This window comes from Janthinobacterium sp. GW823-FHT03B06, assembly GCF_058796955.1.
Genome location: NZ_JBXAJE010000005.1, coordinates 201,191 through 214,598 on the forward strand (window position 1 = coordinate 201,191; position 13,408 = coordinate 214,598).

Genomic DNA, 13,408 nt, shown 5'->3' on the forward strand with positions numbered 1-13,408 from the left:
GTTGGACTAGAGAATACGATTGCAGGTTCAGGTGGTCGGTGCGCTGGCGCACAAAGCATTGCGGTATATCAATAGCGTTGCAGATTCACGACAAAGATTTTGGTGTTGAAAAAAACTAATGTTATTGGTGAAACTTTTACAAGCACGGTCATTTCCTGGCACCGCGGCGACAGGCAATCGTACGACTTGTCACCTGCATGCCACTGTATATTAGCAACAATGATGAGCTTGATAACTAATAATACATTGATGTTGTATTCCTGCCGCGTTCTGTTGTTTTTCCGGGCTTCCGCCAGGCAACTTTTGCGCGCCGCAGCCAGCTCCGCCACTTTTCCTCAAGGAGTCATCCGTGCCTGACCTGTCCCGTGTTCTTACTTCCCCGCTGTCCGGCAAGCTGGGCCCGCTGTGCCTGCTGCTGTCGCTGGGCCTGGCGGCGCCAGCCTGGGCCGATAGCGGCGTGTCCCTGTTTTCACCGAGCGGCACGGTCAAGGCCGTGCGCCAGGTGCGGGCCCAGTTCGCCACGCCGATGGTGCCGTTCGGCGACATGGGCTTGCCCGCGCCGTTCGCCATCGATTGCGGCAAGGCCGAGCCGGACGTCGTGGCGGGCGCGGGGCGCTGGGCCGACGAACGCAACTGGAACTTCGATTTCGAGCGCGATTTGCCGGCCGGCGTGGCCTGCAGCTTTACCTTGAAGCCGGGACTCAAGGACCTGGCGGGCCAGACTCTGCAGGGAAGCACGTCCTACCGCTTTTCCACTGGCGGGCCGGCCATCGTCGAGGCCGTACCGTATGACGGCCAGCCCTACATCGATGAAAACCAGATCTTCGTGCTGGGCCTGGATGCCGCACCGAACGAGGCCAGCGTGGCCGCCAACGCGTATTGCCGCGCCGATGGCATCAATGAAAAGATTCCCGTGCGGCGGCTTGTAGGCAAGGAACTGGAGCAGGTATTGACTTTGCGCAAGAGCTTTCTCGACCGCTACCTGACCGTGTACTTCAAGAAGCGGGGCGTCGTGTGGAAAGCGGGCATGCCCGTCGCGAGCAAGGGCGCGCCGCCTTTGCCTGTCACCGTGCTGCAATGCAAGCGCAGCTTCCCCGCCAACGCCAAGGTGTCGCTGGTGTGGGGCGAGGGCATCGCCAGCGCCAGCGGCATCGCCACGGACAAGGCGCAAACCCTGCAGTTCAAGACGCGTCCCGACTTCACGGCCAAGTTCAGCTGCGAGCGCAGCAATCCGAAGGAGCAATGCATTCCCTTCCTGCCCATGCGCGTGCAGTTTTCCGCGCCCGTGAGCGCGGCGCAGGTGCGCGCCATGACCCTGAAGGGCGGCGGCAAGACCTATGCGCCGACGATTTCAAAAGAGGAAGAAAAGGCGGAATTCCTGTATGGCGCCACCTTCAATGGTCCATTTCCCGTGCAGGCCAGTTTTGTGCTGAACTTGCCGCCGGGCTTGAAGGACGATGCGGGCCGCGCCTTGCTCAACCGCGCGCGCTTCCCCATGACGGTGCGCACGGGCGAACAGCCGCCGCTGCTCAAATTCCCGGCCCCGTTCGGCATCATCGAAGCGAAGGGCGACGGCTTGCTGCCCGTCACCGTGCGCAATATCGAGCCCGTGCTGTCAGGCAAGGAAATCGCGCAAGCCTCGGCTGCCGCCACGGGCGCCAGCTTGCGCGTGCCCGACAATGACGACAAGTTCATCATCGAGTGGATGCAGCGCCTGGCCGGCAATGGCGACGGCGGCGAATACTGGCAGCCTTATGCCCAGTATGCGGGCAACATGGGCAAATCCGTGCTGGCGGGCGCTGCCGGCACACGCCCCATCAGCCTGCCGCGTCCCGATGGCAGGAAAACCTTTGAAGTGATCGGCATCCCGTTGCAGAAGCCGGGCTTTTATGTGGTCGAGCTGGCCAGCCCCATCCTCGGCAAGGCGTTGCTGGGCAAACCGACGACCGCGTATATCCGCACGGCCGCGCTGGTGACGAACCTGGCCGCCCACTTCAAGCATGGCGCGCAATCGTCGCTCGTGTGGGTGACGTCGCTGGACAAGGGCGTGCCTGTTGCGAAAGCGCAAGTGGCCGTGCGCGACTGCGCCGGCAAGCTGCTGTGGCAAGGCGCCACGGGCGCGGACGGCGTGGCGCACATTCCCGGCGAGCTGGCCAATTCCAGCTGCAAGAACAATGGCCGCTACTTTATCAGTGCGCGCAGCGGCGGCGACATGACGTTCACCCTGTCGGACTGGGTGGGCGGCATCGAAGCCTGGCGTTTCAATTTGCCCACGGATGACACACGCGCCGACAACACCTTGCTGGCCACGGTATTCGACCGCACCTTGCTGCGCGCCGGCGAAACCGTGCACATGAAGCACTTTATTCGCAAGCACACGGCCGAAGGCATGAGCCTGGTCGACAAGAACAACGGTCCCGGCAGCGCCACCTCCGTCGTCATCACGCACCAGGGCAGCGACCAGAACTATCAATTACCGCTGCGCTGGTCCGCCGGCGGCACGGCGGAAAGCGACTGGCTCATCCCCGCCGACGCCAAGCAGGGCGAATACAGCGTGACGATGGCGGGCCGCCCGTCCGGTAGTTTCCGCGTGGAAGCGTTTCGCGTACCGACCATGAAAGCCGTGCTGCAGGGACCGAAGGCCCCCGCCGTGCAGGCAAAGCAGCTGGCCCTCGATGCGCAAATCACGTATCTGGCCGGCGGCGCCGCCACCAACGCGCCCGTCAAGCTGCGCACGGTACTGCAAGACAAGAGCGTGACGTTTGCCGACTATCCCGACTATAGTTTCAGCAATGGTGACGTGAAGGAAGGTCTCGTCAAACAGGGCACGGGCTACGACGACGATGAGGGCGAGTGGCAGGATGAAGGCCGTGGCGGCCCCTCCGGCCCCGGCGCGACGGCTGCGCGCACGCAAAGCTTGACTCTGGACAAGGCGGGCGGCGCGCGCATCGTCATCGACCAGCTGCCGCAGCTGTCCGTGCCGCGCGACCTGGTGGCGGAAATGGCGTTCCAGGATGCGAATGGCGAGACGGCCTCGGTGGCCACGCGCGTGCCGCTGTGGCCGTCGAACTACGTGATCGGCATCAAGCCCGATGCCTGGGCCTTGAGCAAGGATGCCTTCAAGTTCACGGTGGCCGTGCTTGGTACCAATGGCAAGCCGGTGGCGAACGCCCCCGTGGCTGTCGACTTCTTCCAGCGCAACAGCTATTCGCACCGCCGGCGCCTGATCGGCGGCTTCTATGCGTATGAAAACAGCAGCGAAGTGGTCAAGCTTGGCCCGGCCTGCTCGGGCAAGACGGACAACAAAGGCCTCTTGACTTGCGACGTGAAGGCGCCCGCCAGCGGCAATCTGGTGTTGCGCGCCCGCACGCAGGACAGTGCCGGCAATGCGGCCGTCGCCAACCGCGAAACGTGGGTGGCCGGCAGCGGCGACTGGTGGTTCAACGCCAGCGACAATGACCGCATCGACGTCTTGCCTGAAAAGAAACGCTATGAACCGGGCCAGGAAGCGAGCTTGCAGGTGCGCATGCCGTTCCGTTCGGGCACGGCCCTGATCACGGTCGAGCGCGAAGGCATCCTCGACACCTATGTGCGCCAGTTGAACGGCCGGGAACCTGTGGTGAACATCCCGGTCAAATCGAATTACGCACCGAATGTGTATGTCTCCGTGTTTGTCGTGCGGGGCCGGGTCGATGGCGTGCAGCCGACGGCGCTGGTCGACCTGGGCAAGCCGGCCTACAAGATGGGCATCGCACCGCTGAACGTGGGCTGGCAGGCGCATGAACTGAACGTCATGGTCGTGTCCGACAAGGAAGTATATAAAACGCGCGACAACGCGGAAGTGTCCGTGCGCGTGCGCCGCGCTGACGGAAAACCGCTGCCGGCCGGCGCCGAAGTGGCGCTGGCGGCCGTCGACACGGGCTTGCTGGAGCTGATGCCCAACGATAGCTGGAAGTTGCTCGATACCATGATGGCGCAGCGCAGCTTGCAGGTGGAAACGGCGACGGCGCAGATGCAGGTGATCGGCAAGCGCCATTTCGGCCGCAAGGCGTTTCCGGCCGGCGGGGGCGGCGGCAAGGGCGCCAGCCGCGAGCTGTTCGACACCCTGCTGTTCTGGAAAGGCACCGTCAAGCTCGACGCCAAGGGCGAAGCGACGGTGCAGGTGCCGCTCAACGATTCCCTGACGGGCTTCCGCATCGTTGCCATTGCCAGCGCCGGCAAGGAATTGTTTGGCACGGGAAGCACGGATATCCGCAGCTCGCAAGACTTGATCTTGATGTCGGGCTTGCCGTCCCTCGTGCGCGAAGGCGACCAGCTGCGCGCGGGCTTTACGGTGCGCAACACCTCGGCCGCATCCTTGAGCGTGGACCTCAATGCCACGGCGGCTGGCAAGTCCTTGCCGCGCCAGAGCTTGACCCTGGCGGCGGGCGAAGCGCGCGAAACGGGCTGGGATTACCAGGTGCCGCTCGGCGCGCAAACGGTTGTGTGGGAGATCAGCGCGAAGGCGGGTAGCGGGCTTGGCAACACCTCCGATAAACTGAAAATCACGCAAAAAGTCGGCCAGGCCACGCCCGTGCGCACGTATCAGGCCACCTTGATGCAGATCGACAAACCCGTCAATATGTCCGTGCAAATGCCGGCCGGCGCCTTGCCGGGCCGGGGCGGCCTGCAGACCAGCTTTGTCGCCAAGTTGGGCGGCGAGCTGCCCGGCGTGCGCGAGTACATGGCCGCCTACCCGTACACCTGCTTCGAGCAAAACACGTCGAAGGCCATCGCCCTGCAAGACCAGGACGCGTGGAACAAGCTGGCCGCCAGTCTGCCCGCCTACCTGGACGGCGACGGCATGCTGAAATACTTCCCCATCATGGAGCAGGGCAGCGACAGCCTGACGGCCTACGTGCTGTCGGCCACCAGGGAAGCGGGCTATGCGATTCCCGAGCAGACGAAGAACCGCATGGAAGCAGCCTTGACGGCATTCGTGCAGGGCAAGATCGTGCGCCGCTCCGCGCTGGCCACGACCGACCTGGCCGTGCGCAAGCTGGCCGCGCTGGAAGCGCTGTCGCGTTCGAACAAGGTGCCGCCCGATGCGCTCGAGAGCATCAGCATCAGCCCGAACCTGTGGCCGACCTCCGCCGTCATCGACTGGAGCTTGTTGCTGCAACGCACGCCTGGCCTGGCGCGCCGCGATGCGCTGCTGGCCGAGGCGCAGCAGATCTTGCGTTCGCGCCTGAATTTCCAGGGCACCACCATGGGCTTTTCCACCGAGCGCAAGGATAACTGGTGGTGGCTGATGGTGTCCGGCGACGTCAACGCCAACCGTTTATTACTGGCCGTGATGGACGACCCGGCGTGGAAGGACGACATCGGCCGCCTGGTGCGCGGCAGCATGGGCCGCCAGAAGAAGGGCCGCTGGGATACCACGGTGGCCAATGCCTGGGGCACCCTGGCCATCGCCAAATTCTCGGCCAAATTCGAGTCGACGCCCGTGACGGGCGCCAGTGCCGTCAAGCTGGGCGGCGATACGCAAGCGCTCGTGTGGAATGGCGCGGCGAAAGTGGGCCCCGTGCTGCAGGCGTGGCCGAAGGGTATGGATACCCTGGGCCTGGCACACAGCGGCACGGGCAAGCCGTGGGCCACCGTGCAAAGCCTGGCGGCCATTCCGCTCAAGGCGCCCGTCTCCAGCGGCTACACGATCAAGAAAACCGTAACGCCGGTGGAACAGAAAACCACAGGCCAATGGTCGCGCGGCGACGTCTACCGCGTGCGCCTGGAGTTGTCGGCGCAGGCGGACATGAGCTGGGTAGTGGTCGACGACCCGATACCGGCCAGCGCCACGGTGCTGGGCAATGGCCTGGGGCGCGATTCGCAGCTGCTGACGGCCGGCGAAAAATCCACGGGCTGGGTCTGGCCCACGTTCGAAGAGCGGGCGTTTGACGCTTTCCGAGCGTATTACGCCTTCGTGCCAAAAGGTAACTGGAGCGTGGAATACACGGTGCGCCTGAACAATGCCGGGGATTTCAGCCTGCCGGCCACGCGCATCGAGGCCATGTATTCGCCCGAGATGTTTGGCGAAGCGCCGAATGCGAATGTCAAGGTGGCGCAGTGAAGAGTTTGATTTTTATCATGGGCGGCCTGTTGGCCAGCCCGGTCTTCGCCGAGGCGGTCCTGACGCCGGCCCAGGTGCAGGCCGCCTACCGCAGTTCCGAAGCGCAGTTGCTGGACCGCAGCGGCGCGCCGCTGCAATCGTTACGCGTGGACATGAAGGTGCGGCGCCTGCCGTGGGTGCCGCTGGCCGATATTTCTCCCGCCGTGCAGCAGGCCGTGCTGCTGGCGGAAGACCAGCGCTTCATGCGCCATGGCGGCGTGGATGTGTCCGCGCTGGCCACGGCCGCCTGGGACAATCTGTTTTCCAAGAAACCCCGCGGCGCCTCGACCATCACCATGCAGCTGGCGGGCCAGCTCGATGCGGACTTGCAGGCGCAAGCGGGCGGCCGCAGCCTGCGCCAGAAATGGGACCAGATGCGCGCCGCCAAGGCAATCGAAGACAGCTGGAGCAAGGCGCAGATTTTCGAAGCGTACCTGAACCTCGTGTCGTTCCGCGGCGAACTGCAAGGCATCGCCTCCGCCTCGTACAGCCTGTTCGGCAAGGCGCCGTCGGGCCTGAACCAGACGGACGGCATCATCCTGGCCAGCCTCGTGCGCTCGCCGAATGCGCCGCCGGCCACCGTCACGCGGCGCGCCTGCGCGCTGGCAAAGGAATGGCGCATGGACAGCAGCTGCCAGCTGATCGGCCAGCGCGTGCAGACGGCCTTGCAGCGCAATGCGCTGTATGCGGAGCTGGCGCCGGCGCCGCAAGTGGCGCAGCAACTATTGAAGCAGCCTGGCGCCCAGGTCGCCAGCACGCTCGATGGTCCGCTGCAGCGTTTCGCGCAGGAAAACCTGCGCCAGCAGCTGGGATCTTTGCGCGAGCGCAATGTCAACGACGGCGCCATCATCGTGCTCGATAACCGCAGCGGCGAGATCCTCGCCTATGTAGGCAATGCGGGCGGCAGCCACGTCGATGGCGTGATGGCCCTGCGCCAGGCCGGTTCCACCTTGAAACCGTTTTTATATGAACTGGCCATCGAGCGCCGTCTGATGACGGCCGCCTCCGTCATGGACGACTCGCCGCTCGACGTCGCCACGGCGTCGGGCATGTATGCGCCGCAAAACTACGACCGCAATTTCAAGGGCTACGTCAGCGCCCGCACCAGCCTGGCCAGTTCCCTGAACATTCCCGCCGTGCGCACGGTGCTGCTGACGGGACAGGACGGCTTTTACAACCGCCTCAAGGACGTGGGCCTGTCCAGCCTGACGGAACCGGCAGAATACTACGGCCCCTCGCTGGCGCTGGGTTCGTCGGAAGTGACCCTGCTGGAACTGGCCAACGCCTACCGCGCGCTGGCCAATGGCGGCCTGTACAGCACGGCCAGCCTGCAGCCGGGGCAGGCTGGCAAGGACCGGCGCCGCGTGATGGAGCCGGGCGCCGCCTTCATCGTCGGCGATATCCTGGCCGACCGCGCCGCGCGCAGCATGACCTTTGGCTTGCGCAACGAGCTGGGGACGAATTTCTGGAGCGCCGTCAAGACAGGCACGAGCAAGGATATGCGCGACAACTGGTGCATGGGTTACTCGGAGCGTTACACGGTGGGCGTCTGGGTGGGCAACTTCGACGGCAAGCCCATGTGGGACGTGTCGGGCGTGACGGGCGCCGCGCCCGTGTGGCGCGACGTCATGGATTATCTGCACAAGAACGTGCCCAGCCATGCACCGAAAGCGCCGCCCGGCGTGCTGCAGCAAATGGTGGCGTACCAACCCGCACTGGAAGCGCCGCGCCGCGAATGGTTTATCTCCGGCACGGAAAGCCCCGTCATCGCCGTGCTGGGCGACACCGTGAAGCCGCCCGCCATCGTGTATCCGGCCGAGGACAGCATCCTCGCCATCGACCCCGACATCCCGCCCGCCCTGCAGCGCGTGTTCTTCCAGGCGCAAGGCAGCCACGGCTTGCGCTGGGTGCTCGACGGCAAAGATATGGGCGGTGCAGCCGAGAGCATCAGCTGGCGCCCCGTACCGGGCAAGCACGCGCTGGCCCTCGTCGATGACGCCGGCAAGACGGTGGCGCGGGTGGCGTTCCAGGTGCGGGGGAATGCCTTGGCGCAGCTTGCCGCACAGGAAAAATAATCAGTTCGATGGATAATTCGCCGGGTCGATGGCCGGCGTGACGTAGTGCCGCAGCACATCGCCGCCGTGCGGGTGTTTTTGCGTGCGGCGCTTTTCGTCCGATGGCGGGCTGACCAGCACGATGGTCGCCTCGTCCGGATTGCGCAAATTCACCACGGCGCTGACGCCGCCATCGCGGTAGCTGCCCATCACGGCTATGGCCATCTGTACGAACAGGGTGGCCGCGCCCGTGTTGCCCAAGCGCCGGTCCGTGTCGATCCATTGCGCCACGTTGCCGCTGTCGAGTTCCGTGCCGCCATCTTCCGCATGTTTCAGCAAGGTCTTGTGCAGTGCCAGCAGCTGCGCCTGATTGCCGCCCGTGGCGGCGATGAGGCGCGCCGGTGCGGCGGGACGGTCGGTTTCCGGCAAGCTGTGCAAGGCTTGCTGCCAGCCCGCCTGCAAGGCACGTTCGCGCTGGTCGCGCCGCGTCAGCGGCTTGCCGTGTTCATCCGTCAACCTGATAAAAGTGGGCCGGTGGAGGAAGCCGAAGGTGGGCAGGCGGTCCAGCTGCGCCAGCTGTTCCTTGTTGAACGGCAGGGGAAACCAGGGCGTGGGCTGCCACTCTTTCGGCGGGTGATAAGTCTTGTGCTGGAGCCTGTCGAGCATGCTGAAGCTGCCCGTGCCGCGGATGTCGGGGCGCCGGGCGAATTGCGCGGCGACGGGCAGCCATTCGGCGATGCTGGGCTGGCGCTGCGTAAAGGCATTCGGATCTTCTTTTTTGTCTGGATGGGGCACGGCCCGCATCAATTCGTCATATGCCAGATACAGGCGCCGCGCCACGCCGTAGGTATTCAAGTCGTCGACGCTGTCTTCGGGCGGAGCGTCATCGTAGGCGAACTTGCGCACGGCATTGATGCGTTCACGCCGGGCCAGCACGAACAGGGCGGAGGCGTCGGGCATTTCGGGGATGTAGCGGCCGTCTCTTGTAAGCGGTGGCGAGTTGTCCGAGCTGTACAGGTCGCGCGTGGGCATGCTGTCCTCGGAATTGAGCACGATGTACGGTACGTCAGGGTTGGCGTCAAAAAAGGCGAACACGTCTTCCAGGATGCGGTCCGGATGTTCACTGAGGCGGCGCGGACCACTGGCGAACAGATGCCAGTGCAGGCCGGATGACGCAGCACCACCGGCCAGGCCTATGGCCGGCGAGTCGGGGCTGTCCAGCATACGCGAATTAAAGATCGGCGGTTCTGCATTGAACACAGGGACGCCAAAATACATGGGAATGTCCCTCGCCCCATTTTCCAGCGTGTCGCCGCCGCGGCCACCTGCTATCCCAGCTCTTTGCATGGCATCCCAGGTATATTTTTCCTTGTCCTGTTCACGGATGCTGGCATAGGCATTACCCTGTTGCAGCGCTTCCCACAGTTTGCCCTGCCGGTATTTGTCCAGGGTGACGCCGAGACCGATCACTTCCAGCACATATTCACGCTTGTCCTGTTCGCTGGGCGCCGCCTGCTGTACTTGCGGCGTTGTGACGGCCACAGGCCTGGACGAATGCAGCCAGCGAGAACCGAGCAATGTGGCAGCTACAATGGGTGGGATCAGCAACAGCCATTGCAGGTGGCGCCATATTTTGCTGCTCATCGTGGACTCCAATAAGAAATGTGACGGACTGATCAGCAAAGACCCAAGCAGCACCAGTACGATGAGAGCGGCACCGATTGGATATCGCAAGCGTGGAAATGGGCTTTTCATTTTGGGATGTCGTCGCTTGGTTTGTGGACGACTGGCGTGACGACCGATTCGGTACGCCTGCCGTTGACTGTTTCACACACAACAGTGGATGGTAGACCCGCCTGCAAGGCAGGCACGAAGGCTGGCAACACTCCCGAGCTGTAGTAGTCGGCGTTGCCCTTAATAATGAGCTGGCGCTGCGCCGGTTCTGCCGCCAGGTAGATTGCAAATTTTTTCTTGAAGTCATTCCATCGGGGGATGGATGGTCGCACTGGATTACGGATATCGCCTTGCAAGCGCCAGTCGGCAACGGCGCACAAATATGCATAAAACTTCGGATCGCTGCTCGCCTTGCCTCCACCAATAGCCACGTCATACGCCGTCACGTTACGGTGGTTTTCCGCGCTGCCGATGATGGCGCCGTGGAACGATTTGGGGCTGACCTCGTTCTGCCAGCGCTTGCGCGCCTCGTTCGGGGTCTCTTCGCGATCTACAATCAGCTTGTCGCCACTGCCCGGATGGCGCGAAACGCGGTCTATCCTGCATTGGTCGCCGGCTTCCTTGCCCAGGTTCAGGGCTTTTTCCACCTGCTCGCGCTCGCCCGCGCCGAACATGCCGGCACCGAATTCGGGGATGCGATGCTGCTTCGGCCGCGGGTCGGCGATGATTTCCTGCTTGCGCATCCGCAAACCTTTCGTGCTGGTCACCGCGATGGCTGCATCGATGGGGTCGACTTCTTCACACGGTCCTTGCTGGTCGCGCGGCAGCCTGGCCTGGTCGGAATCCTTCGGGAATTGCCCAGGGCGGATCTCGCCGCCGTCCAGCACGGCCGCCCTGGGCGCGCGCAGCGCTTCGCCATTGATCGTGCGCAAGCCTTCACGCCGGCCTGGTTCCGTTGAAAAGATATTCCATTTGCCGGGTTTGACGGGCGGCCATGGTGCCTCGGCATGGCTGCCGCGATGGCCACGATTGGCACCGGCCACATGGGCGTGATCGTCCTCGCCTTCCAGGCGCAGGGCGAAGTCGTGCGGCGGCTGGCCCACCAGCACCGGACCGTTGTTCTTTCCAGTCGCATCGGGACGTTGCTTGTTGGTAAAGACACGCTGGTAAAATCCCTTGCCCAGTTCCGCCAGCGGTTGCCGGCGCTGGAATTCCTTTTCCCAGCAGGTGGGGCCGTCGCCCCAGATGCTTTTGTCCGTCTTGCCCTTGGTCTTGGACAGACGATGGCCGTCGATGTAGTCGGGTATGCCTTGCCAGCCGATGCCCTGCATATTGTCCAGCGCTACCGTCATATCTTCGGGGCAGAAGTACAGGTAGACCTTACCCCGGTTGTCGCGGTCCGCTTCCGCCCGCCATGCCGCGCCCGCCATGCCGCGCCCGCCATGCCATGGCAGACGGCGTGATCCTTGATCTGCGCAAAGGCGGGACTGGCATGCTTTTTTGCCACCACGCCCTGCACGATCTGCACCAGCGTCTGCAGGCGCGCATGCAGGGTCTGGCGGTTGTCGATGGCATCGTATTGCTCCTCCATCACCGCATCCCGGCCGCCGCCGAAGATGCGGCTAGCTTCCGCCGCGCCGAAGAACATCGTGGTGTCCTCCACCAGGCTGTAGGGAGGATGCGTGAGGATCAAGGTGTCGGCGGGCCGCTTGCCCTCGTCGAGCAGGAAGGCCTGCGCCAGCAGCGAGATCAAACAGCCCTGGCTGTGCGCGACGATGGAGACCACGTCGTTACTGTCGTAATCGCGGATCATGGCGATGAGGGCTGCCAGGCGCTTGGCGGCCAGTACCATGTACATGCGCCCCGGCGCCGTCTTCAACGGGCGCACGGGGTCGCCGCCCACGTCGTAGGGTGAGAACAGCCCCTTGTTCCACATGTCGGGCAGGGTGTTGGTGGCATTGCCGAACGGGCCGCCGTTCTTCGACATGTCCTTGTCCAGACGGTTGCCGTAGCGGTCCGTGTTCTGGCCGTTGACCACTTTGCTCGCGTTGCTGCGTTCGCGAAAGCCCCAGTAAAACGGGATCACCGGGCTGTACGTGGTCTCATCAGGCTGGCGCTTGAAAAACACGTCGTCCGGGTCGGCCAGGGCTTCCTTCTTGTCGGACGCCTGCGGCATGCGGTAGGCGGCTGGCATGAACACGTGGCCGCCGCCATACATGCGTGCATCGAGTCCCTGGCATAAACCCTTTTCCACGGCGCCGAAACTGGTGCCTACGTCGTTGACGCCATGGATGACGATGACGTTGCCGGGCAGCTCAGGGCGGATGCGCACGATGGCGTCGTTTAAGCGGCCGCAATGGAGCAGGGCGGTGCTCTTGCCGCTGGTGTAGGGAAGTTTGGGATACGCCATCGCCGCTCCATGCTGACCAGTCAGGACAGTGTAGAGAGGCGCGATGGCGGATTAGTTGCGCTTACGCAAACTTTGCGGGAAAGAAGGCAGCGATGCCGTAGGTGCAGGCGCTAGCGGCTGGCCGGCTTGCCCTCGGTCAGCTTGCTGTCCGCCAGCCCCGGCGCGCCCCACAACAGGCCCATCCAGATGCAGAACGACAGGCCGCGGTGCAGCGATGCGAAGCACAGGCCGAAAATCAGGCTGCGCGCGAACAGGTTCGTGTTTGGTACGTTGGCACTGTCGAGCAGAAACAGGGTGGCGACGGCAGCGACCGTCATGACGGGCAGCATGAACCACCATTTGCGTTCGATCGGCGACATGATTTCCTAGTAAGAAGTGTGTCACCGATTCTAGCGCAATATTGTCAAGGCATTTATGGTGCGCTGATAATTTTCGTCAATGCGATGCGGTACGCGGGCTGCACGTCGCCAGCCTGGTCAATCTTGTCCGTCATGATCACGCCGAAACCCTGCGCATACCACACGTATTCGCCGCTTTTGCCTTTGCTTTTGCCGCCCACGTCGTGCAGTTCGAACTTGCAGGCGTCGGGGAAGCGGCGCCCGCCCAGTTCCAGGCGTTCCCAGCCCAGGAAGGTGATCGAGAAATCGCGCTGGTCCGTGCGCGTGGAGGTGGTGATCTTGTCGGACAGGCCCGCCAGCGGGTAGTGGGTGCTCGTTTGCGTGTCGGTGAATTGCACGCGTACTTCCTGGCCCGGACGCATTTTGGCAGGGATGGCCGACTGCGGCGCGTAGACGTTCTTGCTGCGCACTGTGCCGTCTTCGTTGTAATGGACCGTGCCCGTCAGGAAGACCTGGCCGTCGCGGATGTCCTGGTAGGACGTGGCCAGCAAGACGCCGCCGTCGAGGATCAGCTGGATGCCCTTGAGTTTCCTGCCTTCGAAGACTTCCTCGACGTTGACTTGCGCGTCGCCATTGTTCTTGCTGAACTTGACACCCGTCGTCAGTTCCATGCACTCGCCCACCGTGGGCGCCGCCTGTACGCCTGCGGCCGCCAATACGGCTGCCGCCACCAACACTTGCCATGCTGCTTTCATTGTCATCCCGGCTATCTTGTAAAGGCGTGATG

The 13,408-nt window shown here is 63.6% G+C and carries 8 protein-coding genes; 2 read left to right on the forward strand and 6 right to left on the reverse strand.

The genetic code is table 11. The features are described from left to right. Positions 1-68: 68 nt before the first annotated feature. Positions 69-329 (reverse strand): hypothetical protein, encoded by a 261-nt coding sequence (locus AC1RBA_RS18330; protein ID WP_492404371.1) that lies wholly within the window; start codon positions 327-329, stop codon positions 69-71. A gap of 20 nt (positions 330-349) precedes the next feature. Here AC1RBA_RS18330 and AC1RBA_RS18335 point away from each other — a divergent pair, with 20 nt between their 5' ends. Together AC1RBA_RS18335 and pbpC are read left to right on the forward strand one after the other, a co-directional pair. Further along, positions 350-6,106: an alpha-2-macroglobulin family protein gene (locus AC1RBA_RS18335; protein WP_492419482.1), complete on the forward strand. Its 5,757-nt coding sequence runs from the start codon at positions 350-352 to the stop codon at positions 6,104-6,106. 17 nt (positions 6,107-6,123) lie between these two features. Beyond that, the gene (pbpC, locus tag AC1RBA_RS18340) at positions 6,124-8,220 is read left to right on the forward strand and encodes a penicillin-binding protein 1C (protein WP_492419483.1); all 2,097 of its coding nucleotides are present in this window, start codon (positions 6,124-6,126) and stop codon (positions 8,218-8,220) included. On the opposite strand, the gene AC1RBA_RS18345 is transcribed toward pbpC, so the two are convergent. The 5 genes from AC1RBA_RS18345 to AC1RBA_RS18365 all read right to left on the reverse strand — a co-directional run bounded on the left by AC1RBA_RS18345 (position 8,221) and on the right by AC1RBA_RS18365 (position 13,382). Continuing rightward, positions 8,221-9,843 carry a type VI lipase adapter Tla3 domain-containing protein gene (locus AC1RBA_RS18345; protein WP_492419485.1) on the reverse strand — a complete coding sequence of 541 codons (1,623 nt, stop codon included), beginning with the start codon at positions 9,841-9,843 and terminating at the stop codon, positions 8,221-8,223. Positions 9,844-9,950: 107 nt separating this feature from the next. Next, positions 9,951-11,303, reverse strand: coding sequence for an effector protein Tle3 domain-containing protein (locus AC1RBA_RS18350; protein WP_492419487.1), 1,353 nt, complete (start codon positions 11,301-11,303; stop codon positions 9,951-9,953). Then, positions 11,222-12,283, reverse strand: coding sequence for a T6SS effector phospholipase Tle3 domain-containing protein (locus tag AC1RBA_RS18355; RefSeq protein WP_492419489.1), 1,062 nt, complete (start codon positions 12,281-12,283; stop codon positions 11,222-11,224). The genes AC1RBA_RS18350 and AC1RBA_RS18355 overlap by 82 nt, the downstream gene beginning before the upstream one ends. Before the next feature lie 110 nt (positions 12,284-12,393). Next, a complete protein-coding gene (locus AC1RBA_RS18360) occupies positions 12,394-12,642 on the reverse strand; it encodes a hypothetical protein (protein ID WP_070224926.1) in 249 nt (82 codons plus the stop codon). 53 nt (positions 12,643-12,695) lie between these two features. After that, entirely contained in the window at positions 12,696-13,382 is a 687-nt protein-coding gene (locus AC1RBA_RS18365; RefSeq protein WP_141750041.1) for a hypothetical protein, read from the reverse strand. Between the last annotated feature and the right edge of the window lie 26 nt (positions 13,383-13,408).